Genomic DNA, 21,510 nt, shown 5'->3' on the forward strand with positions numbered 1-21,510 from the left:
GCGCTGTTTGGTCAATCTGCCTGTTTCACTTGGATTCTAGGAATCCAGCTAACGAAAAAAATCAACTAGAAAAGGATAATGACTATGTCACGCCAAACACCGTCACTCTCATTTGAAGTGTTCCCTCCCAACCCAGCCGTGGGTAATGATAACATTATTTCTGCACTTCAAGATATGCAGGAGCTAGCGCCGCACTTTATCAGTGTAACTGCCAGCAATAATAAATTTAATATCAAGGAAACGACGGTCCGTTTGGCTGACTTTATCCAAAATGATTTGGCGATTCCGACTATTGCTCACTTGCCAGCCATCTATTTGACCAAGGACAAGGTTGCTGAAACGATTGCAGACTTGGACAAGGTTGGGGTGCAGAAAATCTTGGCTCTTCGTGGGGATATTATTCCAGATGTGGAGCCGCAAAAGGATTTCCGCTACGCAACTGACTTGATTGAGTTCATCAAGGAACAAGCCCCTCACTTTGATATTGTTGGTGCTTGTTATCCAGAAGGCCATCCAGATTCACCAAATCAGATTTCAGATATTCAAAATCTTAAGAAGAAAGTAGATGCAGGTTGTTCGAGCCTTGTAACTCAGCTTTTCTTTGACAATGAGCGCTTCTATGATTTCCAAAACAAGTGTATCTTAGCTGGGATTGATGTTCCTATTCATGCAGGGATTATGCCAATTTTGAATCGAAATCAGGCTCTCCGTCTCTTGAAGACCTGTGAGAATATCCATCTTCCACGCAAATTTAAAGCCATCTTAGACAAGTATGAGCATGACCCTGAGTCGCTCAGAGCAGCAGGACTTGCCTATGCAGTGGACCAAATCGTGGACTTGGTAACTCAGGATGTTGCAGGTGTGCATCTCTACACTATGAACAATGCAGAAACAGCAAAATATATCCACCAAGCAACACATGCTTTGTTTAATCACCAGTCTCTAGGATAATAAAAAGCAAACCATTCTTCTCAGGTGAGGGGAATGGTTCCTTTTTAATGGTAAAGACCGCACTTTTTAAGAAAAATATGATAAAATAGACTCTGTACGTACTTGATACAAAGATGAGGGTATAAACAGATTTTTAACTATTCAAATCTGCTATAAAAAGGACAAATACTAAAGAATAATATTTTTAAACTTTTCAAAGTATCTAGGTAGTTGAATACGGGCTAAATCCCTAGTGAAAAAGATAGATTTCCTGGTGTGCATCGCACACTGCGTCAATCTCCTATTTTCATACGGGATTCTTTACGCCCTTTGTATCCTGATCTTTGTAGGCAAGACGTATAATATTATCAATCCAAAGGGGATTAAAATGACAAAACAAGTGTTTCAAACGACTTTTGCGGGTCGTGAGTTAATTGTAGAGACTGGTCAGGTTGCCAAGCAAGCAAACGGCTCTGTTGTCGTGCGTTACGGTGAGTCAACTGTCTTGACTGCGGCCGTGATGTCTAAAAAGATGGCAACTGGGGATTTCTTCCCTCTTCAAGTCAACTACGAAGAAAAAATGTATGCGGCTGGGAAATTTCCTGGCGGCTTTATGAAACGTGAAGGACGTCCTTCAACAGATGCGACTTTGACAGCGCGTTTGATTGACCGTCCAATCCGTCCTATGTTTGCGGAAGGTTTCCGTAACGAAGTCCAAGTGATTAACACAGTACTTTCTTATGATGAAAATGCCTCTGCACCTATGGCAGCCATGTTTGGTTCATCCTTGGCACTTTCTATCTCAGATATTCCATTTGACGGACCAATCGCTGGGGTACAAGTGGGATATGTAGATGGCCAAATCATCATCAACCCTACGCAAGAACAGGCAGAGCAATCTCTCCTTGAATTGACAGTAGCAGGAACTAAACACGCCATCAACATGGTAGAGTCTGGTGCCAAAGAATTGTCAGAAGAAATCATGTTGGAAGCCCTTCTTAAAGGACATGAAGCTGTTAAAGAATTGATTACCTTCCAAGAAGAAATCGTTGCGGCTGTTGGGAAAGAAAAAGCAGAAGTAGAATTGCTTCATGTAGACGCTGAATTACAGGCTGAAATCATCGCAGCCTACAACAGTGACCTTCAAAAGGCAGTTCAAGTAGAAGAAAAATTGGCACGTGAAGCTGCAACTCAAGCAGTGAAGGACCAAGTAACTGCTGTTTACGAAGAAAAATATGCAGATCATGAAGAATTTGACCGTATCATGCGTGATGTGGCTGAAATCTTGGAACAAATGGAACACGCTGAAGTGCGTCGTTTGATCACAGAAGACAAGGTACGTCCTGATGGTCGTAAGGTCGATGAAATCCGTCCTTTGGATGCGGTTGTTGACTTCCTTCCTCGTGTACACGGTTCTGGTCTCTTCACTCGTGGCCAAACTCAAGCTCTTTCAGTCTTGACCTTGGCTCCGATGGGGGAAACTCAAATCATCGATGGTTTGGACCCAGAGTACAAGAAACGCTTTATGCATCACTATAACTTCCCACAATACTCTGTAGGGGAAACAGGTCGTTACGGTGCGCCGGGTCGTCGTGAAATCGGTCACGGTGCTCTCGGTGAGCGTGCCCTTGCTCAAGTCTTGCCAAATTTGGAGGAATTCCCATACGCTATCCGTCTGGTAGCAGAAGTCTTGGAATCAAATGGTTCTTCATCTCAGGCTTCTATCTGTGCTGGAACTCTTGCACTTATGGCTGGTGGTGTGCCAATCAAGGCGCCAGTAGCTGGTATTGCCATGGGACTTATCTCAGATGGAAATAACTACACAGTCTTGACAGATATCCAAGGTTTGGAAGACCACTTTGGAGACATGGACTTTAAGGTTGCAGGTACTCGTGACGGGATTACAGCCCTTCAAATGGATATCAAGATTCAAGGGATTACTGCAGAAATCTTGACAGAAGCACTTGCTCAAGCCAAGAAAGCGCGTTTTGAAATCCTTGATGTGATTGAAGCAACCATTCCAGAAGTTCGTCCAGAATTGGCTCCAACTGCTCCAAAAATTGATACCATCAAGATTGATGTGGACAAGATTAAGATTGTCATCGGTAAGGGTGGAGAAACCATCGACAAGATTATTGCTGAAACAGGCGTTAAGATTGATATCGACGAAGAAGGAAATGTATCTATCTACTCTAGCGACCAAGATGCTATTAACCGTGCTAAAGAAATTATTGCTGGTTTGGTTCGTGAAGCTAAGGTGGACGAAGTTTACCGTGCTAAAGTCGTTCGTATCGAGAAATTTGGTGCCTTTGTCAACCTCTTTGACAAGACAGATGCCCTTGTTCATATCTCTGAGATGGCTTGGACACGTACCAATAATGTCGAAGACTTGGTAGCAATCGGGGATGAAGTTGATGTTAAGGTTATCAAGATTGATGACAAAGGACGTGTGGATGCTTCTATGAAAGCCCTTCTTCCTCGTCCTCCAAAACCTGAACGTGATGAAAAAGGCGAAAAGTCTGAGAGACCTCACCGCCCACGTCATCACAAGGACCACAAACCTAAGAAAGAATTTACAGAAACACCAAAAGATTCAGAATAAGAAAAGGAGAAATGTATGGGATGGTGGCGCGAAACCATTGATATCGTAAAAGAAAATGATCCAGCGGCCCGCACCACTTTGGAGGTTTTGCTGACTTATCCAGGTGTCAAAGCCTTGGCGGCCCACCGTCTTTCACATTTTCTCTGGAATCACGGCTTTAAACTCTTAGCTCGTATGCACAGTCAGTTTTGGCGCTTTTGGACTCAGATTGAGATTCATCCAGGTGCCCAGATAGACTCAGGGGTCTTTATTGACCACGGTTCAGGCTTGGTAATTGGGGAGACAGCAATCGTTGAAAAAGGTGTTCTCCTTTATCACGGAGTGACTCTTGGTGGGACTGGTAAGGATGTTGGTAAACGCCATCCGACCGTGCGAAAGGGAGCTCTCATATCAGCCCATGCCCAAGTTATCGGACCTGTGGAAATCGGTGAAAATGCCAAGGTCGGTGCTGCAGCAGTTGTCGTAGCAGATGTACCTAGTGATGTGACGGTTGTCGGTATTCCGGCCAAGATTGTCCGAGTTCATGGACAGAAGGATGAACCGACGATCCACGAAGTCGAAGAAAAACGAGAGTACTACGTCAATAAACTCGAGCAGGCTAAAGAAGCCAGTCACAGATCGTCTGGGTTGTAGAGGATACCTATATGATTCAAGCAAGAAACAAGTTAAGCCAAGAGGAGTTATCTGAGGCGAAAAAACTAATTAACTGTTGCCAAAATTATGACGGTACCTATCGTGATCCCTATCTCTCTAACATGCTTAATTTTGACCCAAACATGCCCGCCTTTTTCCTTTATTATGAAAAAGGCGAACTTGTTGGTCTCTTAACTGTCTATGCAGATGATCAAGATGTAGAAGTGACGATACTGGTTCATCCAGCTCATCGCCGTCAGGGGATTGCGCGTGCATTGTTTACTAGTTTTGAGAGAGAAACAGCTCCTTTTCCTATTCGTTCAGTCACTTTTCAGACAGAGCGTGTTTTTCTAGACCGCCATCCTGATTTTGTCAGCAACTGGGGATTGGTCGAGGACGAGGATACAGAAACCTGGTTAGGTAAGGATAGAAGACCTTATCCGTTAGAAAAGCTTTCCAATCTTGAAGTTTTGTTAGCAGATAGTTCGTATCAAAATCAAATTAGTCAGTTAAAATTTCAGGCATTTTCAGAGGAACATGAATCGAGAGAAGTTGTGGATAGATATGTCGCTGAAGCTCTGAGGGATCCAGAAAGTCGCTTATATATTTTGTTAAAAGACGGTCAGGTTATTGGAACTTGCACGGTAGATTTATCGACTAATACGAATTACTTCTACGGTTTAGCAATATCTGAACCTGAACGTGGGAAAGGCTATGGAAGTTACTTAGCAAAATCCCTTGTCAACCAACTAATTGAGCAAAATGATAAGGAATTTCAGATTGCAGTGGAAGATAGCAATGTAGGTGCCAAGCGCTTGTATGAAAAAATTGGCTTTGTCAAACAGACACAGGTAGTTTATCTGAATGAGAAAGGAGCAAGGAATTCCGATGTGTAGAGACATTCGGACTGAAATTCAATTGAACTGTCAGCGATGAAATTAACTGTTCTTGGATTTTGGTTTTCCTGACTATTATTTTATGATTAAAATTTACGACACCATGTCTCGTGATTTGCGAGAATTTGTCCCGATTGAGGACGGCAAGGTCAAGATGTATGTTTGTGGGCCAACGGTTTACAATTATATACATGTAGGGAACGCCCGTTCGACGGTGGCTTTTGATACCATTCGTCGTTATTTTGAGTACCGTGGGTATGAGGTTGCCTATATTTCCAATTTTACGGATGTGGATGATAAGATTATCAACCGTGCCAAGGAAGAAGGCATCACGCCTCAGGAGGTTGCGGATAAGTATATCGCTGCCTTTCGTGAGGATGTGACGGCCTTGGGTGTCAAACCTGCGACCCACCATCCGCGTGTGGTGGAGTTTATGGCTGACATCATCCGTTTTGTGGAAGACTTGATTGAAAAAGGTTTTGCTTATGAGAGCCAAGGAGATGTCTATTTCCGTGTGGAAAAATCCCACAACTATGCGAAATTAGCAAATAAAACCTTGGAAGATTTGGAGCTAGGTGCTTCAGGTCGTACCGATGAAGAAACGGCACGTAAGGAAAATCCTGTAGACTTTGCCCTCTGGAAAGATGCCAAGCCAGGCGAGATTTCTTGGGATAGTCCTTGGGGGTCTGGTCGTCCGGGCTGGCATATTGAGTGTTCGGTCATGTCAACAGAGATTTTGGGCGATACCATTGATATCCACGGTGGTGGAGCCGATCTCGAGTTTCCTCATCATACCAATGAAATTGCCCAGTCAGAAGCCAAAACAGGTAAGACCTTTGCTAACTACTGGATGCACAATGGCTTTGTCAATATCGACAATGTCAAGATGTCCAAGTCTTTGGGGAACTTTATCACCGTGCACGATGCCCTTAAAACTCTTGATGGGCAAGTGCTTCGTTTCTTCTTTGCGACTCAACACTACCGCAAGCCAATCAACTTTACGGAAAAGGCAGTTCGCGATGCCGAGACTAATCTTAAGTATCTGAAGAATACTTACGAGCAACCATTTACAGGAAATGTGGACGCCCAAGAGTTACAAGCTTTTAAAGATAAGTTTGTGGCGGCTATGGATGAAGATTTTAACGCTGCCAACGGTATCACAGTTGTTTTTGAAATGGCCAAATGGATTAACTCAGGTAACTATGATGCAAGTGTTAAGGAAGCTCTTGCGGCTATGTTAGAGGTCTTTGGAATTGTCTTTATTGAGGAAGTTTTGGATGCAGAGATTGAAGACTTGATCCAAAAACGCCAAGAAGCGCGTGCCAATCGTGACTTTGCTACAGCGGACCAGATCCGTGACCAATTGGCTGCTCAAGGAATTAAGCTCCTTGACACCAAGGATGGAGTGAGGTGGACACGTGATTGATGTCAATCTCATTAACGGGATTGCGCTAGCCTTTGAAGGAGATGCGGTGTATTCTATGTATATTCGTCGTCACCTCATCCTCAAAGGTATGACCAAACCCAATAAACTCCACCAAGAGGCGACCAAGTATGTGTCGGCCAAGGCTCAGGCTCGCCTAATTTCCCTCATGTTGGAGGAGCAACTCCTAACGGAAAAAGAAGAAGAAATCTACAAACGTGGCCGCAATACCAATAGTCACACCAAGGCTAAAAATGCTGATGTGGTGACTTACCGTATGTCCACAGGTTTTGAAGCAGTCATGGGCTATCTCCATATGACTGAAAATCTGGAACGTCTTGAGAATTTGATTTCGTGGTGCATTCAAAAAGTGGAGGGCTAGGACATGATGGCAAAAGAACTACAAGACTGGTTTCCTGAGGCTCAGATTTCAGACCAACCAGTAGAGAAAGAGGGATATCTCACGCTCCCTTTAGCTTCTCAGCAGTGGATTTTGCTGGAGCAAACTGGGCTCAGTGAGCGTGAAAAGCAGTTGATTTCCCTTTTGACCCAGCAGGAGCAGGCTCGTTCGCTCAATCCTTGGTATTCTTATCTGATTGAGGGGAAGGGACAGGTGCCGAAAACTTTTAAAAAGATTCAATTAGTTTATTTTCATCTTTCCTATTTTCAGCAGGAAAATCTAGCTTCTTGGCTAGATATGATGCGGACTCTATTTCCTAACTGTCAGGCGGTGCTTCAGGTCGGAGCTCAGGACTATGTTTTCGTACTTCAACAAGATAAATACACCTCTGTACGAGCTATTTTAAGTGATACGATTGAAGCAGTGGAGTATGACTTTGGACTGCGTCTGTCTATCATGTTAGGACAGGTTTGGTCTCAGACGGTGCATCAAGCCCTATCAGACTTGATCAAAGCGGAGCGCGATTTGTTTAAGACTTGGTGGCGTCAGGGTCACCAAGGTGTTCATACCTTTTCACAACTCTATCTTTGGAGTATGGGGGAAAGACTCGTGGACTTGAAGGCAATCAAGGAATGTCTACACCAGATGATTTTGGATCAAGATCAGATTCAGGAGATTGTTCTTTCTCTTTGGGAAAATAGTGCTGTCCTAACAAAAACAGCGCAACAACTCTACCTGCACCGCAATTCTCTCCAGTATAAGATTGATAAATGGGAAGAATTGACAGGGCTTCAGTTGAAGGAGTTGACCGATCTGACCCTGTGTTATCAATTGATTTTACCAGATATTCTCTAAAGTTTTGTGCAAGTTGTACAGAACTTTTTTATTTTTTTGGTCATCTTGCCATAGAAAAGTTAAGCGTTTTCATTTATAATAAAACTATCAAAATACAAAAGGAGTTCACCTCATGGTAGAATTAAATCTTAAAAATATTTACAAAAAATATCCAAACAGCGAACACTATTCAGTTGAAGATTTCAACTTGAACATCAAAGACAAAGAGTTCATCGTTTTCGTAGGACCTTCAGGATGTGGTAAATCAACTACTCTCCGTATGATTGCAGGTCTTGAAGACATCACAGAAGGTACTGCATCTATCGATGGCGTGGTTGTCAACGACGTAGCTCCAAAAGACCGTGACATCGCCATGGTATTCCAAAACTACGCTCTTTACCCACACATGACTGTTTATGATAACATGGCTTTCGGTTTGAAATTGCGTAAATACAGCAAAGAAGACATCGACAAACGTGTACAAGAAGCAGCAGCAATCCTTGGTTTGAAAGAATTCTTGGATCGTAAACCAGCTGACCTTTCAGGTGGTCAACGTCAACGTGTTGCCATGGGTCGTGCCATCGTCCGTGATGCAAAAGTATTCTTGATGGACGAACCTTTGTCAAACTTGGATGCAAAACTTCGTGTATCTATGCGTGCTGAAATCGCTAAAATCCACCGTCGTATCGGAGCTACAACTATCTACGTAACTCACGACCAAACAGAAGCGATGACACTTGCAGACCGTATCGTTATCATGTCAGCAACTAAGAACCCTGCTGGTACAGGTACTATCGGACGTGTTGAACAAATCGGTACTCCTCAAGAAGTTTACAAAAACCCAGTTAACAAATTCGTTGCAGGATTCATCGGAAGTCCAGCTATGAACTTCATCAACGTGAAATTGGTTGGTAGCGAAATTGTTTCTGACGGTTTCCGTTTGAAAGTGCCAGAAGGAGCATTGAAAGTTCTTCGTGAAAAAGGCTACGAAGGTAAAGAATTGATCTTCGGTATCCGTCCAGAAGACGTGAATGCAGAACCTGCTTTCCTTGAAACATTCCCAGACTGTGTTGTAAAAGCGACTATCTCTGTATCAGAATTGCTTGGTTCAGAATCTCACCTTTACTGCCAAGTTGGTAAAGATGAATTTGTTGCTAAAGTTGACGCTCGTGACTACTTGCAAACAGGTGCAACAGTTGAACTTGGATTTGACTTGAACAAAGCACACTTCTTCGATGTAGAAACTGAAAGAACAATTTACTAAGCAAATAAAACTCAAAACACTGCTAGAAATCTGGCAGTGTTTTTTGCGGTTGAGTAGAAAAAACTCTCCATGTACTTGGAGAGCTAATTTATTATTCTGCAGCTTGTTGCCAACGTTTGGCTAGCATATGAGATAGACTCGAAATTGCTAGATTGAAGCTGAAGTAGATGAGGGCAATCAGGATATACAGACTGAAGACCTGCTCTGGTTCGAAATAACGGCCCATTAGAATTTGGCTGGCTCCAAAGAGCTCTTGTAGGGCGATAACAGAGTAGAGAAGACTGGTATCCTTAATCACGGTTACAAACTGAGAAATGATGGCTGGCAACATTTTACGAATTGCTTGTGGGAGAATGATGTGGTAGAGAATTTGAGCCGAGGTAAATCCTTGCGACATTCCTGCTTCGTACTGCCCCTTGTCTACGGCATTGAGACCGCCTCGAATAATCTCAGCTAGGGCCGCTGATGTAAAGAGAGTAAAGGCTGTAATACCTGCTGGTGTGGATTTCATCTTGAAAACCAAAAAGATAGTGAAAATCCAGAGGAGGTTAGGAACGTTGCGCACAAATTCGATGTAAATGCTGGATATGATACGTAAGACAGGATTTTTGCCATTTCTCATGACGGCTAGCACCGTACCGATGAGGGTAGAGAGGACGATGGCAATCAGAGAAATGTAGAGGGTCAAGCCAAATCCTTTAAAGATAAAGACTAGGTTATCTGGGGATAAAACTTCTAAAATGGATTCCATAGTAACCTCCTAAAGTGAATAGGCTTTTTTGTTGGCTTGCTCCATCTTGCGACCAAACTGGGCAACAGGGAAGCAGAGAGAAAAGTAGAGAAGGGCAGCACCTAGAAATGCTGGAATGTAGTTTCCGTTAAGTGCTGACCAAGACTTGGTCACAAACATCAAGTCGACTCCAGAAATGATAGCGACTGTAGAGGTGTTCTTGATGAGGTTGACGATTTGGTTGGTCAAAGGAGGGAGGATGATACGGAAGGCTTGAGGCAAGATAATCAAGCGCATGGCACTGATATAGGTAAAACCTTGCGACAAGGCGGCCTCCATCTGACCGCTAGGAATAGACTGAATCCCTGAGCGAATCACTTCAGCGATATAGGCTCCGTGATAGAGTCCCACGCAGAGAACAGCTGTCCAATAAATCGGAATCATGATGGTGTGGTCACTGATAAGAGGTAGACCATAAAAGACGATGACAAACTGCACCAAGAGGGGAGTGTTTTGGTAAAATTCGACAAAGATGCGAGCTAAAATACGCAAAATAGGACGTTTGCTGGTTGACATGGCTCCAAAGAAGATGCCTAAGACCATGGCGAGGATAAAGGATCCAATCGCTAGGGCAAGGGTGAAGAGGAAACCATTGAAAAATTGTCCAAAATCCTGAAAATAGGCTGTCCAAGATGATAAATCTGTCATGGGGTGTCCTCCTTAATCTGCGGTATGGCTAGATGGTTTGAGCTTGTAACGGTCATAGAGTTTTTGTAAACTGCCATCCTTGCTCCATTTAGTGACCAAGTTATCAAGATAGTCGTTGAGCTCTGTATTTGATTTCTTGGTGACGATACCGTAGTCAGATGGCTTGAAACTATCATCTAGTAGTACTGTGCGTTTACTGATATAGCCAGACAGAATCGAGCGGTCAACGGAAAAGGCATCAATACGGTGAGCGTGTAGGGAAGTAATCAATTCTGGGTAGGAACCAAGTTCGACGAATTTAAAGGTTAGACCTTTCTTTTTACCCAGTTCAGTAATCAGGCGTTGAGTAATAGAACCTTGGGCAACACCGATGGTTTTTCCGTTTAAGTCCTCAATGCTTTTGATTTTGGCAGATTTATTGACCAAAAAGCCAGATGCGTCCGTGTAGTAGGGACTGGTAAAGTTGTAGAGTTTTTTGCGTTCGTCTGTGATGGTGAAGGTTGCGATATCCATATCGACCTGTTCATTGTCTAGAAGTGGTCCGCGAGTTTGTGCTGTAACCGGCACATAGCGAACCTTGACCTTGAGTTCATCGGCGACCATCTTGGCCAAGTCAGTTTCGATACCAGAATAGGTCCCTGTCTTAGGATCCTTGTAGCCAAAATTGGGAACGTCTTGTTTCACACCAACAACTAGCTCGCCTCTATTTTGAATGTCTGCGACACTAGTATCGGCCTGAACTGGTTTTACAGCAGTAAGGCTGAAAAGACTAATCAATAATGCGGATAAAAAGAATTTCTTTTTCATAGGCGCCTCCTTATTTGACTTTGTCACTTTCGTGGTTGATAATTTTGCTCAGAAATTGTTGGGCACGAGGTTCGCTTGGATTGTTGAAAAAGTCATCGACATCGGTCGTATCTACTAAAACCTCTCCGTCAGCCATAAAGATGATGCGGTCGGCAACTTCACGGGCAAAGCCCATTTCATGGGTAACGATAATCATATTCATACCATCGTGGGCCAATTTTTGCATAACCGCCAGAACATCGCCGATGGTTTCAGGATCAAGGGCAGATGTTGGCTCATCAAAGAGGAGGAGTTCAGGATGCATAGCGAGTCCACGTGCGATGGCAATCCGTTGTTTTTGTCCACCAGATAGCATGGCTGGATAAGAATCTTTCTTGTCCCACATATTTACAAATTCCAGATATTTTTTGGCTGTTTTTTCAGCTTCTTTTTTATCAATTCCTAGAACTTTTATGGGTGCGAGTGTTACGTTTTCTAACACTGTTTTGTGAGGGTAGAGGTTAAAATGCTGGAAAACCATGCCGACTTCCTTGCGAAGAGGAACTAAATCTTTCTGGCTGGCACCAGCAACTTGGTGACCATTTACTAGAAGACTTCCTTTGTCTACAGCTTCCAAACCGTTGATGGTGCGGATAAGAGTGGATTTTCCAGAACCAGATGGTCCGAGTAGGACAACGACTTGTCCTTTTTCAAAACGGAGATTGATGTCGCGGAGCGCGTGGTAGTCTCCGTAATATTTTTCGACGTGTTCAAATTCTACTAAAGCCATAAAGAATCTCCTTTGTGTTAGATTTTATAACATGATTCTACACCAAAAGATTTGTCTTGTCAAATCATATCTTAAAAATTCACTAAAATTTTATAAAAAAGCAATCTGGATAGAGAAAAAGCCTAAATCGTGTTATAATGAAGCAATAGAATTCTTAGAAAGAGTGGATGTCTTTTTGATAACACCTACTTATGAATGGCAGTTTACCCCGCAGGTAGAAGATGCGGATTTTACAAAGATGGCCAAGAAGGCTGGACTGGGTTCTGAGGTGGCTCGGTTATTGTTTGAGAGAGGGATTCAGGATCAAGAAAGTCTGAAGAAGTTTTTAGAGCCTTCCTTAGAGGACTTGCATGATCCTTATCTACTCCATGATATGGATAAGGCAGTAGAACGGATTCGTCAGGCCATTGAAGAAGGGGAAAATATCCTCATCTATGGAGACTACGATGCGGATGGTATGACTTCGGCTTCTATTGTTAAGGAAAGTTTGGAACAGCTTGGCGCTGAGTGCCGGGTTTATCTGCCCAATCGTTTTACTGATGGCTATGGTCCAAATGCTAGTGTTTATAAATATTTTATCGAGCAAGAAGGGATTTCCTTGATTGTGACGGTGGATAATGGGGTTGCGGGTCATGAAGCTATTGAACTCGCCCAGTCTATGGGTGTAGATGTCATTGTGACTGACCACCATTCCATGCCTGAAACCTTACCAGATGCCTATGCCATTGTCCATCCTGAGCATCCTGATGCGGACTATCCTTTCAAATATTTGGCTGGTTGTGGAGTGGCTTTCAAGCTGGCTTGTGCCCTTTTAGAAGAAGTACAAGTGGAGTTGCTTGATTTGGTTGCTATCGGAACTATTGCAGATATGGTGAGTTTGACGGATGAAAATCGTATTTTGGTTCAATATGGTCTGGAAATGTTGGGGCACACTCAACGCGTTGGTCTACAAGAAATGCTGGACATGGCTGGGATTGCCGCCAACGAAGTAACAGAAGAAACGGTTGGTTTCCAGATTGCCCCTCGTTTGAATGCCTTGGGCCGCTTGGATGATCCCAATCCTGCCATTGATTTGTTGACTGGATTTGACGACGAGGAAGCCCATGAGATTGCCCTCATGATTCATCAGAAAAATGAAGAGCGCAAGGAAATCGTCCAGTCTATCTATGAAGAAGCCAAGACCATGGTGGACCCTGAGAAGAAGGTCCAAGTCTTGGCTAAGGAAGGCTGGAATCCTGGGGTTCTGGGAATCGTCGCTGGTCGTTTGTTGGAAGAACTAGGGCAGACAGTCATCGTTCTCAATATAGAGGACGGTCGTGCCAAGGGTAGTGCTCGTAGTGTGGAAGCGGTCGATATTTTTGAAGCCCTAGATCCCCATCGCGACCTCTTTATCGCCTTTGGCGGTCATGCTGGCGCAGCAGGAATGACGCTGGATGTTGAGAAAGTTTCAGATTTATCTAAGGTCTTGGAAGACTATGTCCGTGAAAAAGGCGCAGATGCTGCTGGCAAGAACAAGTTAAATCTAGATGAAGAGCTGGATTTGGAGGCTTTGAGTCTTGAAACAGTCAAGAACTTTGAGCGCTTGGCACCTTTTGGAATGGACAATCAGAAACCTGTCTTTTATATTAAGGATTTTCAGGTCGAAAGTGCCCGTACTATGGGAGCAGGCAATGCCCATCTTAAGTTGAAAATTTCCAAAGGTGAGGCTAGTTTTGAAGTGGTGGCCTTTGGCCAAGGCAGATGGGCGACAGAGTTTTCTCAAACTAAGAATCTAGAGCTGGCAGTCAAATTGTCTGTCAACCAATGGAATGGCCAAACTGCCTTGCAGTTGATGATGGTGGATGCGCGTGTGGAGGGTGTTCAACTTTTTAACATCCGTGGAAAAAATGCAGTCTTACCAGAAGGGGTTCCAGTCTTGGATTTTGCTGGAGAAGTGCCAGATTTAGCGACTAGTGAAGCGGTTGTCGTAAAAACTGTCCCTGAGGATATTACTCAGCTGAAGACCATTTTTCAGGAACAGAATTTCTCTGTGGTCTATTTCAAAAATGATATTGACAAGGCCTACTATCTAACGGGGTATGGGACTAGAGAGCAATTTGCCAAATTGTACAAGACTATCTACCAGTTTCCAGAGTTTGATATTCGCTACAAGCTGAAAGATTTGGCTACTTATCTTAATATTCAACAAATCTTGCTGGTCAAGATGATTCAAGTATTTGAAGAGCTAGGCTTTGTGACAATCAAAGATGGGGTCATGACAGTCAATAAAGAGGCACCAAAGCGGGAAATCGGAGAAAGTCAGATTTACCAAAATCTCAAACAAACCGTCAAAGACCAAGAAATGATGGCGCTGGGTACCGTGCAAGAAATTTATGACTTTTTAATGGAAAAAGAGTAGATGATAGGAAAGAGTTGGGCAACCAGCTCTTTTTTGAAAACAAATCTTCATTTTGAAAATCATTAAAAAAATGGTATAATGGTAGGAAAAGATTCGGCTAAAAGTAATAGTGCTTTTAGAATAAGAGGGTAAGCAACCCTATAATCAAGATAAATTAAGCTTTCGGAGGAAAAATGAGTAATATCAGTTTAACAACGCTTGGTGGTGTACGTGAAAATGGGAAAAATATGTATATCGCTGAAATCGATGGGTCTATTTTCGTTTTGGATGCAGGTCTGAAATATCCTGAAAATGAACAACTAGGGGTGGACGTCGTTATTCCAAACATGGACTACCTTTTTGAAAATAGCGACCGTATCGCTGGGGTTTTCTTGACTCACGGACATGCGGATGCCATTGGTGCTCTGCCTTATCTCTTGGCTGAAGCCAAGGTGCCTGTATTTGGATCTGAGCTGACCATTGAGTTGGCCAAACTCTTTGTCAAAGGGAATGATACGGTTAAGAAATTTAATGATTTTCATGTGATTGATGAGGATTCGGAGATTGATTTTGGAGGAACTGTGGTGTCCTTCTTCCGTACGACCCACTCTATCCCAGAAAGTCTGGGTGTTGTCTTGAAGACAGCTGAAGGTAGTATCGTTTATACAGGTGACTTCAAATTTGACCAGACAGCTAGTGAATCTTATGCCACAGACTTTGCTCGTTTGGCAGAAATCGGTCGTGATGGAGTTCTAGCTCTTCTTAGCGATTCAGCCAATGCGGACAGTAATATCCAAGTGGCTAGCGAAAGTGAAGTTGGGGACGAGATTACTCAAACCATTTCGGACTGGGATGGTCGTATCATTGTTGCAGCAGTAGCTAGCAACCTCTCTCGTATCCAGCAGGTGTTTGACGCTGCGGATGCAACAGGCCGTCGTGTGGTCTTGACAGGATTCGATATTGAAAATATCGTCCGTACTGCTATTCGCCTCAAGAAATTATCCCTAGCTAATGAGAGTCTTTTGATTAAGCCAAAAGATATGTCTCGTTTTGAAGACCATGAGTTGATTATACTTGAGACAGGTCGTATGGGTGAGCCTATCAACGGTCTTCGCAAGATGTCGATTGGTCGCCACCGTTATGTGGAAATCAAGGACGGTGACCTAGTCTATATCGTAACCACTCCGTCTATCGCCAAAGAAGCAGTTATGGCGCGTGTGGAAAACATGATTTACCAAGCTGGTGGGGTTGTCAAACTGATCACTCAAAGCTTGCGTGTGTCAGGCCACGGAAATGCGCGTGATTTGCAGCTGATGATCAATCTCTTGCAACCCAAGTATCTCTTCCCAATTCAAGGGGAATACCGCGAGTTGGATGCCCATGCTAAGGCTGCTATGGCAGTTGGGATGTTGCCAGAACGCATTTTCATCCCTAAAAAGGGAACCAGCATGGCCTATGAGAATGGAGACTTTGTCCCAGCTGGAGCGGTTTCGGCAGGGGATGTCTTGATTGATGGAAATGCCATCGGTGATGTTGGAAATGTAGTTCTTCGTGACCGTAAGGTCTTATCAGAGGACGGTATTTTCATCGTCGCAATCACCGTTAACCGTCGTGAGAAGAAAATTGTGGCCAAGGCTCGTGTTCACACGCGTGGATTTGTTTATCTCAAGAAGAGTCGCGATATTCTCCGTGAAAGTTCAGAATTGATTAATCAAACGGTAGAAGAATATCTTCAAGGAGATGACTTTGACTGGGCAGATCTTAAAGGGAAGGTTCGTGATAATCTGACCAAGTATCTCTTTGACCAAACCAAACGTCGTCCAGCTATTTTACCAGTAGTCATGGAAGCGAAATAATTGTTGAAATAAACGGAGAGAAAGTCGAATTTCGGCTTTTTCTTATAGAAAAATAGAGGAAAAATTATGGCAGTAATGAAAATCGAGTATTACTCACAAGTTTTGGATATGGAGTGGGGGGTGAATGTCCTCTATCCTGATGCCAATCGAGTGGAAGAACCAGATTGTAAAGACATTCCAGTCTTGTACCTCTTGCACGGGATGTCTGGCAATCATAATAGTTGGCTCAAGCGGACCAACGTAGAACGCTTACTTCGGGGGACTAATCTCATCGTCGTCATGCCCAATACCAGCAACGGTTGGTATACCGATACCCAATATGGTTTTGACTATTACACAGCTCTAGCAGAGGAATTGCCACAGGTTCTGAAACGCTTCTTCCCTAACATGACTAGTAAGCGTGAAAAGACCTTTATCGCTGGCCTCTCTATGGGAGGTTACGGCTGTTTCAAACTGGCTCTTGCTACAAATCGTTTTTCTCATGCAGCTAGTTTTTCAGGTGCTCTCAGCTTTCAAGATTTTTCTCCTGAAAGCCAAAATCTGGGGACACCAGCTTACTGGAGAGGTGTTTTTGGAGAGATTAAAGACTGGACAACTAGTCCTTATTCTCTTGAAAGTCTGGCTAAAAAATCGGATAAAAAGACCAAACTTTGGGCTTGGTGTGGCGAGCAGGATTTCTTGTACGAAGCCAATAATCTAGCAGTGAAAAATCTCAAAAAACTGGGCTTTGATGTGACCTATAGCCATAGTGCTGGAACTCACGAGTGGTACTACTGGGAAAAACAATTGGAACGGTTTCTAGCAACTCTGCCAATCGATTTCAAATTAGAAGAGAGATTGTCATAATTTAGCTTTCTTTCAGCTTGTTTTAGTAAAATAGACTTTATTTTCTAGAAAGGTGGAGAGACATGCGCTGGATTTTTCGTTTGATAGGGGCTTTTTTTTCTTTTATTTGGCGTTTGTTTTGGCGTCTGGTCTGGATAGTTGTGCTCTTATGTGCACTTGCTTTCGGACTTCTCTGGTATCTGAACGGGGATTTTCAAGGAGCGCTAAAGCAAGCAGAACGGTCAGTCAAGATTGGTAAACAAAGTATCGACCAATGGGAAAAAACAGGGCAACTGCCTAAGTTGAACCAGACAGATAGCCACCAACACTCTGAAGGAAGGTGGCCGCAGGCTTCTGCTCGTATTTACCTAGATCCGCAGATAGATTCACGCTTTCAAGAAGCTTATGTAGAAGCGATTCAGAATTGGAATCAAACTGGTGCCTTTAAGTTTGAACTGGTGACTGAGGCCAGCAAGGCAGATATCTTGGCTACGGAGATGAATGACGGAGGTACTCCTGTGGCAGGAGAGGCAGAAAGTCAGACCAATCTCTTGACGGGGCAATTCTTGTCTGTCACGGTACGGTTGAATCACTATTATCTGTCCAATCCTAACTATGGCTATTCCTATGAGCGTATTGTCCATACGGCAGAACATGAGTTGGGTCATGCGATTGGCTTGGATCATACAGATGAGAAGTCTGTCATGCAACCAGCAGGTTCCTTTTATGGTATCCAGGAAGAGGATGTTGCAAGACTTCGAAAATTATATGAGACCAATGAGTAGGGAACTATCTTTCCCTACTTTTTTGTTATAATGGAACTATGAATAACTTGATTAAATCAAAACTAGAGCTCCTGCCGACCAGCCCTGGTTGCTACATTCACAAGGATAAAAACGGTACCATTATCTATGTAGGAAAGGCTAAAAATCTGCGTAATCGCGTGAGGTCTTATTTCCGTGGAAGTCATGATACTAAGACAGAGGCTCTGGTATCTGAAATTGTGGATTTTGAATTTATTGTTACGGATTCCAATATTGAGGCACTTCTCCTAGAAATCAACCTGATCAAGGAAAATAAGCCTAAATACAATATCATGCTCAAGGATGATAAGTCTTATCCCTTTATTAAAATCACTAATGAGCGCTATCCTCGTTTGATTATTACCCGTCAGGTCAAAAAGGACGGCGGTCTCTACTTTGGACCTTATCCAGATGTGGGGGCAGCCAATGAAATCAAGCGGCTACTAGATCGGATTTTTCCTTTTCGAAAGTGTACGAATCCACCGTCTAAGGTCTGTTTTTACTACCATATCGGCCAATGCCTGGCCCACACCATATGTAATAAAGATGAGACCTATTTCAAGTCCATGGCTCAGGAGGTTTCTGATTTTCTAAAAGGGCAGGATGACAAAATCATCGATGATCTCAAGGGCAAGATGGCAACGGCAGCCCAAGCTATGGAATTTGAACGTGCAGCGGAATACCGTGACCTAATTCAGGCTATTGGAACGCTTCGAACCAAGCAACGGGTCATGGCTAAGGATCTCCAAAATCGGGATGTCTTTGGCTACTATGTGGACAAGGGATGGATGTGTGTTCAGGTTTTCTTTGTTCGTCAGGGCAAGTTAATTGAACGTGACGTCAATCTATTCCCCTACTACAATGATCCGGACGAGGATTTCTTAACCTATGTGGGACAATTCTATCAAGAAAAATCCCATCTAGTACCAAATGAAGTATTGATTCCGCAGAATATTGATGAAGAAGCCGTCAAGGCCTTGGTGGATACTAAGATTCTCAAACCTCAGCGTGGTGAGAAAAAACAACTGGTCAATCTAGCTATAAAGAATGCTCGAGTCAGTCTAGAGCAGAAGTTCAATCTGTTAGAAAAATCTGTCGAAAAGACACAAGGAGCTATTGAAAATCTAGGTCGTTTGCTCCAAATACCGACCCCAGTCCGTATTGAATCCTTCGATAACTCTAATATCATGGGGACCAGTCCTGTTTCAGCCATGGTTGTCTTTGTCAACGGAAAACCTAGTAAGAAGGATTACCGTAAGTATAAAATTAAGACCGTAGTCGGGCCAGACGACTATGCCAGTATGAGAGAAGTCATTCGCAGACGCTATGGTCGAGTACAGCGTGACGGTTTGACTCCTCCAGATTTGATTGTGATTGATGGGGGACAAGGTCAAGTCAATATCGCTAAGCAAGTCATACAAGAGGAACTGGGTTTGGATATTCCCATTGCAGGTCTGCAAAAGAATGATAAGCACCAAACCCATGAATTGCTCTTTGGAGATCCACTTGAGGTGGTGGAGTTGTCTCGCAATTCTCAAGAATTCTTTCTCCTCCAACGCATCCAAGATGAGGTGCACCGCTTTGCCATTACTTTCCACCGCCAACTGCGCTCCAAAAATTCCTTTTCATCACAATTGGATGGAATTGAAGGGCTGGGACCTAAACGTAAGCAAAATCTCATGAAGCATTTCAAGTCTTTGACCAAAATCAAGGAAGCTAGTGTGGATGAGATTGTCGAAGTTGGGGTGCCAAGAGCGGTTGCAGAGGCTGTGCAGAAGAAGTTGAATCCGCAGGAAGAAGTGGAATTGGCTCAAGTGGCGGAAGAAAGAGTAGAATACCAAACGGAAGGAAACCACAATGAAACATAAAATCGCAATTTTATCAGATATTCATGGCAATGCGACGGCGCTAGAAGCAGTGATTGCAGATGCTAAAAATCAAGGAGTCAATGAATACTGGCTTCTGGGAGATATTTTTCTTCCTGGTCCAGGTGCAAATGACTTAGTAGCCCTGCTAAAGGATATTCCTATCACAGCCAGTGTTCGAGGAAATTGGGATGATTGTGTCCTTGAGGCCTTGGATGGTGAATACGGTTTGGAAGACCCACAAGAAATCCAGTCAATGCGAATGACCCAGTTTTTGATGGAGCGGATGGATCCTGCAACGATTGTCTGGCTACGAAGCTTACCATTGCTGGAGAAGAAAGAAGTTGAGGGACTGCGCTTTTCTATCTCTCATAATTTACCTGACAAAAATTATGGAGGGGACCTACTGGTTGGGAATGATACAGATAAATTTGATCAACTGCTAGATGAGGAAACGGACGTAGCAGTCTATGGTCATGTCCACAAGCAGTTGCTTCGTTATGGCAGTCAAGGGCAACAAATCATCAATCCAGGGTCGATTGGCATGCCCTATTTTAATTGGGAGGCGTTAAAAAATCACCGTGCCCAGTATGCCGTGATAGAAGTTGAAGATGGGGACTTGGTAAATATCCTATTTCGTAAAGTCGCTTATGACTACGAAGCGGAGTTGGAATTGGCCAAGTCCAAGGGGCTTCCCTTTATCGAAATGTATGAAGAACTACGTCGTGAAGATAACTATCAGGGGCACAATCTGGAACTATTAGCAAGCTTAATAGAAAAGCATGGGTATGTAGAGGATGTGAAGAATTTTTTTGATTTTTTGTAAGAGTTTCCTAAAATAACCAATGCAAACTAAAAAAGCGCTTGGCTAGTCCAATCGCTTTTAGTATATCTTACTGTAACTGAGATTTATCTGGAAGATAAGAACCACCTAGATAGGTATTGCTAAGTTTTTCAAGGGTTCCATCTTGATAGAGTTCTTTGAGCGCTTTATCAAATTTCTCTTTAAACTCTTTTTGGTCGCTTGAGAAAACGATATAGTTGTTGGGGCTATCGGCAGAAGGTAAATCAACGACTGAGAGATCTAAGCCACGGTCCTTGATAATCTTTTGAACCGATACCTTGTCAAAAACTAGGAAATCAAATTCACCATTAGAGAGGTCTAAGATTCGTTTCCCGATATCCTCTCCAGAAAAAACAATAGTAGCGGGATTGTCAGTGTGTTTTTGATTCCAGTTATTGATGAATTGAGCGTTTGAAGTTCCGGTATCCTCTTGAGTTGTTTTGCCAGCGATTTGGTCAAGTGAAGTCAGAGGATTTTTCTTGTTGCTGACAAGGACGAGGGGATTATTTGAAATTGGAAGTGAGTAAAGGTATTTTTCAGCACGCTCTTTTGTGTAACTCAAGTTATTGGCTGCAGCCTGATAGTGACCAGAATCAAGTCCTGGGAAGATGCTCTCCCAAGCAGTTCTTTGGAATTGAATCTCGTAGTCGCTGAGTTTTTCATCCACTGCTTTCAGAACTTCGATATCGAAGCCTGTTAGATTTCCCTTGTCTTCGTAGTCAAATGGCGGCACATCACCAGCTGTAGCAACGACGATTGTCTTTTGAGAGCTGGTCTCTTTAGGTGTAGCTTGATTTCCACAGGCAACCAAAAATGGTAGGATGGCTAGTAATAGGCTAAATTTTTTCATAATATCTCCATTCAAATGTAAAGTCATCTGCTAGTTTATCAGAAACTTTCCCGATGAACCAATATATATTTTTTATGGCTGTAATAAAAAATCT

At 43.2% G+C, this 21,510-nt stretch carries 19 protein-coding genes; 14 read left to right on the forward strand and 5 right to left on the reverse strand.

The window, feature by feature from the left end; all coding sequences use genetic code 11:
* Positions 1 to 84 precede the first annotated feature (84 nt).
* The 8 genes from metF (at position 85) to RWP09_RS04390 (ending at position 8,982) form a co-directional block, all read left to right on the forward strand.
* Positions 85 to 951 (forward strand): methylenetetrahydrofolate reductase [NAD(P)H], encoded by an 867-nt coding sequence (metF, locus tag RWP09_RS04355; protein WP_314434410.1) that lies wholly within the window; start codon positions 85 to 87, stop codon positions 949 to 951.
* Between the two features lie 367 nt (positions 952 to 1,318).
* On the forward strand, positions 1,319 to 3,532 hold the full coding sequence (gene pnp / locus RWP09_RS04360) for a polyribonucleotide nucleotidyltransferase (RefSeq protein ID WP_314434412.1): 2,214 nt from the start codon (positions 1,319 to 1,321) through the stop codon (positions 3,530 to 3,532).
* Between the two features lie 15 nt (positions 3,533 to 3,547).
* On the forward strand, positions 3,548 to 4,165 hold the full coding sequence (cysE, locus tag RWP09_RS04365; RefSeq protein ID WP_314434414.1) for a serine O-acetyltransferase: 618 nt from the start codon (positions 3,548 to 3,550) through the stop codon (positions 4,163 to 4,165).
* An 11-nt stretch (positions 4,166 to 4,176) separates the two neighbouring features.
* On the forward strand, positions 4,177 to 5,061 hold the full coding sequence (locus RWP09_RS04370; protein WP_314434416.1) for a GNAT family N-acetyltransferase: 885 nt from the start codon (positions 4,177 to 4,179) through the stop codon (positions 5,059 to 5,061).
* Positions 5,062 to 5,143: 82 nt separating this feature from the next.
* Positions 5,144 to 6,487 (forward strand): cysteine--tRNA ligase, encoded by a 1,344-nt coding sequence (cysS, locus tag RWP09_RS04375; protein ID WP_314434418.1) that lies wholly within the window; start codon positions 5,144 to 5,146, stop codon positions 6,485 to 6,487.
* Positions 6,480 to 6,866 (forward strand): Mini-ribonuclease 3, encoded by a 387-nt coding sequence (locus tag RWP09_RS04380; protein WP_314434420.1) that lies wholly within the window; start codon positions 6,480 to 6,482, stop codon positions 6,864 to 6,866. Before cysS ends, RWP09_RS04380 begins: the two co-directional genes overlap by 8 nt.
* A gap of 3 nt (positions 6,867 to 6,869) precedes the next feature.
* Complete coding sequence (locus tag RWP09_RS04385; RefSeq protein WP_314434422.1) at positions 6,870 to 7,739, forward strand: PucR family transcriptional regulator; 870 nt, start codon at positions 6,870 to 6,872, stop codon at positions 7,737 to 7,739.
* 112 nt (positions 7,740 to 7,851) lie between these two features.
* Positions 7,852 to 8,982, forward strand: a complete 1,131-nt coding sequence (locus RWP09_RS04390) for a sn-glycerol-3-phosphate ABC transporter ATP-binding protein UgpC (protein WP_314434424.1) — start codon at positions 7,852 to 7,854, stop codon at positions 8,980 to 8,982.
* A 91-nt stretch (positions 8,983 to 9,073) separates the two neighbouring features.
* Here RWP09_RS04390 and RWP09_RS04395 read toward each other — a convergent pair whose 3' ends face one another.
* From RWP09_RS04395 to RWP09_RS04410, 4 genes are read right to left on the reverse strand one after another with little or no spacing between them, the layout of a single operon-like run.
* Entirely contained in the window at positions 9,074 to 9,733 is a 660-nt protein-coding gene (locus RWP09_RS04395; protein WP_314434426.1) for an amino acid ABC transporter permease, read from the reverse strand.
* 9 nt (positions 9,734 to 9,742) lie between these two features.
* Positions 9,743 to 10,420 (reverse strand): amino acid ABC transporter permease, encoded by a 678-nt coding sequence (locus RWP09_RS04400; protein WP_000131145.1) that lies wholly within the window; start codon positions 10,418 to 10,420, stop codon positions 9,743 to 9,745.
* A 12-nt stretch (positions 10,421 to 10,432) separates the two neighbouring features.
* Positions 10,433 to 11,227 (reverse strand): transporter substrate-binding domain-containing protein, encoded by a 795-nt coding sequence (locus RWP09_RS04405; protein ID WP_314434428.1) that lies wholly within the window; start codon positions 11,225 to 11,227, stop codon positions 10,433 to 10,435.
* Positions 11,228 to 11,237: 10 nt separating this feature from the next.
* Positions 11,238 to 11,996 (reverse strand): amino acid ABC transporter ATP-binding protein, encoded by a 759-nt coding sequence (locus RWP09_RS04410; protein WP_314434430.1) that lies wholly within the window; start codon positions 11,994 to 11,996, stop codon positions 11,238 to 11,240.
* A 175-nt stretch (positions 11,997 to 12,171) separates the two neighbouring features.
* On the opposite strand from RWP09_RS04410, the gene recJ reads away from it, so the two are divergent.
* The 6 genes from recJ (at position 12,172) to RWP09_RS04440 (ending at position 20,548) form a co-directional block, all read left to right on the forward strand.
* Complete coding sequence (gene recJ, locus RWP09_RS04415; protein ID WP_314434432.1) at positions 12,172 to 14,394, forward strand: single-stranded-DNA-specific exonuclease RecJ; 2,223 nt, start codon at positions 12,172 to 12,174, stop codon at positions 14,392 to 14,394.
* A 173-nt stretch (positions 14,395 to 14,567) separates the two neighbouring features.
* The gene (locus RWP09_RS04420; RefSeq protein ID WP_314434434.1) at positions 14,568 to 16,229 is read left to right on the forward strand and encodes a ribonuclease J; all 1,662 of its coding nucleotides are present in this window, start codon (positions 14,568 to 14,570) and stop codon (positions 16,227 to 16,229) included.
* A 66-nt stretch (positions 16,230 to 16,295) separates the two neighbouring features.
* Positions 16,296 to 17,075 carry an alpha/beta hydrolase family protein gene (locus tag RWP09_RS04425; RefSeq protein ID WP_033685420.1) on the forward strand — a complete coding sequence of 260 codons (780 nt, stop codon included), beginning with the start codon at positions 16,296 to 16,298 and terminating at the stop codon, positions 17,073 to 17,075.
* 62 nt (positions 17,076 to 17,137) lie between these two features.
* Positions 17,138 to 17,839 (forward strand): M57 family metalloprotease, encoded by a 702-nt coding sequence (locus RWP09_RS04430; protein ID WP_261042562.1) that lies wholly within the window; start codon positions 17,138 to 17,140, stop codon positions 17,837 to 17,839.
* Between the two features lie 38 nt (positions 17,840 to 17,877).
* Positions 17,878 to 19,725, forward strand: a complete 1,848-nt coding sequence (gene uvrC / locus RWP09_RS04435) for an excinuclease ABC subunit UvrC (protein WP_314434440.1) — start codon at positions 17,878 to 17,880, stop codon at positions 19,723 to 19,725.
* Positions 19,715 to 20,548, forward strand: a complete 834-nt coding sequence (locus RWP09_RS04440) for a metallophosphoesterase family protein (RefSeq protein ID WP_314434442.1) — start codon at positions 19,715 to 19,717, stop codon at positions 20,546 to 20,548. The genes uvrC and RWP09_RS04440 overlap by 11 nt, the downstream gene beginning before the upstream one ends.
* A gap of 67 nt (positions 20,549 to 20,615) precedes the next feature.
* Here the strand turns inward: RWP09_RS04440 and RWP09_RS04445 are convergent, their stop codons facing one another.
* Positions 20,616 to 21,416 (reverse strand): amino acid ABC transporter substrate-binding protein, encoded by an 801-nt coding sequence (locus tag RWP09_RS04445; protein ID WP_314434444.1) that lies wholly within the window; start codon positions 21,414 to 21,416, stop codon positions 20,616 to 20,618.
* Positions 21,417 to 21,510: the final 94 nt, after the last annotated feature.

Origin of the sequence: uncultured Streptococcus sp. (assembly GCF_963521255.1) — a bacterium.
Taxonomy (GTDB): domain Bacteria; phylum Bacillota; class Bacilli; order Lactobacillales; family Streptococcaceae; genus Streptococcus.

Bases quoted from the DNA above. Each gene is read 5' to 3' on its own strand.
- RWP09_RS04390 (WP_314434424.1), top strand. From the start codon at position 7,852: ATGGTAGAATTAAATCTTAAAAATATTTACAAAAAATATCCAAACAGC.
- RWP09_RS04400 (WP_000131145.1), bottom strand. From the start codon at position 10,420: ATGACAGATTTATCATCTTGGACAGCCTATTTTCAGGATTTTGGACAA.
- RWP09_RS04445 (WP_314434444.1), bottom strand. From the start codon at position 21,416: ATGAAAAAATTTAGCCTATTACTAGCCATCCTACCATTTTTGGTTGCC.
- cysE (WP_314434414.1), top strand. From the start codon at position 3,548: ATGGGATGGTGGCGCGAAACCATTGATATCGTAAAAGAAAATGATCCA.
- RWP09_RS04410 (WP_314434430.1), bottom strand. From the start codon at position 11,996: ATGGCTTTAGTAGAATTTGAACACGTCGAAAAATATTACGGAGACTAC.
- RWP09_RS04385 (WP_314434422.1), top strand. From the start codon at position 6,870: ATGATGGCAAAAGAACTACAAGACTGGTTTCCTGAGGCTCAGATTTCA.
- RWP09_RS04430 (WP_261042562.1), top strand. From the start codon at position 17,138: ATGCGCTGGATTTTTCGTTTGATAGGGGCTTTTTTTTCTTTTATTTGG.
- RWP09_RS04395 (WP_314434426.1), bottom strand. From the start codon at position 9,733: ATGGAATCCATTTTAGAAGTTTTATCCCCAGATAACCTAGTCTTTATC.
- RWP09_RS04425 (WP_033685420.1), top strand. From the start codon at position 16,296: ATGGCAGTAATGAAAATCGAGTATTACTCACAAGTTTTGGATATGGAG.
- RWP09_RS04370 (WP_314434416.1), top strand. From the start codon at position 4,177: ATGATTCAAGCAAGAAACAAGTTAAGCCAAGAGGAGTTATCTGAGGCG.
- RWP09_RS04420 (WP_314434434.1), top strand. From the start codon at position 14,568: ATGAGTAATATCAGTTTAACAACGCTTGGTGGTGTACGTGAAAATGGG.
- cysS (WP_314434418.1), top strand. From the start codon at position 5,144: ATGATTAAAATTTACGACACCATGTCTCGTGATTTGCGAGAATTTGTC.
- metF (WP_314434410.1), top strand. From the start codon at position 85: ATGTCACGCCAAACACCGTCACTCTCATTTGAAGTGTTCCCTCCCAAC.
- RWP09_RS04440 (WP_314434442.1), top strand. From the start codon at position 19,715: ATGAAACATAAAATCGCAATTTTATCAGATATTCATGGCAATGCGACG.
- RWP09_RS04405 (WP_314434428.1), bottom strand. From the start codon at position 11,227: ATGAAAAAGAAATTCTTTTTATCCGCATTATTGATTAGTCTTTTCAGC.
- pnp (WP_314434412.1), top strand. From the start codon at position 1,319: ATGACAAAACAAGTGTTTCAAACGACTTTTGCGGGTCGTGAGTTAATT.
- uvrC (WP_314434440.1), top strand. From the start codon at position 17,878: ATGAATAACTTGATTAAATCAAAACTAGAGCTCCTGCCGACCAGCCCT.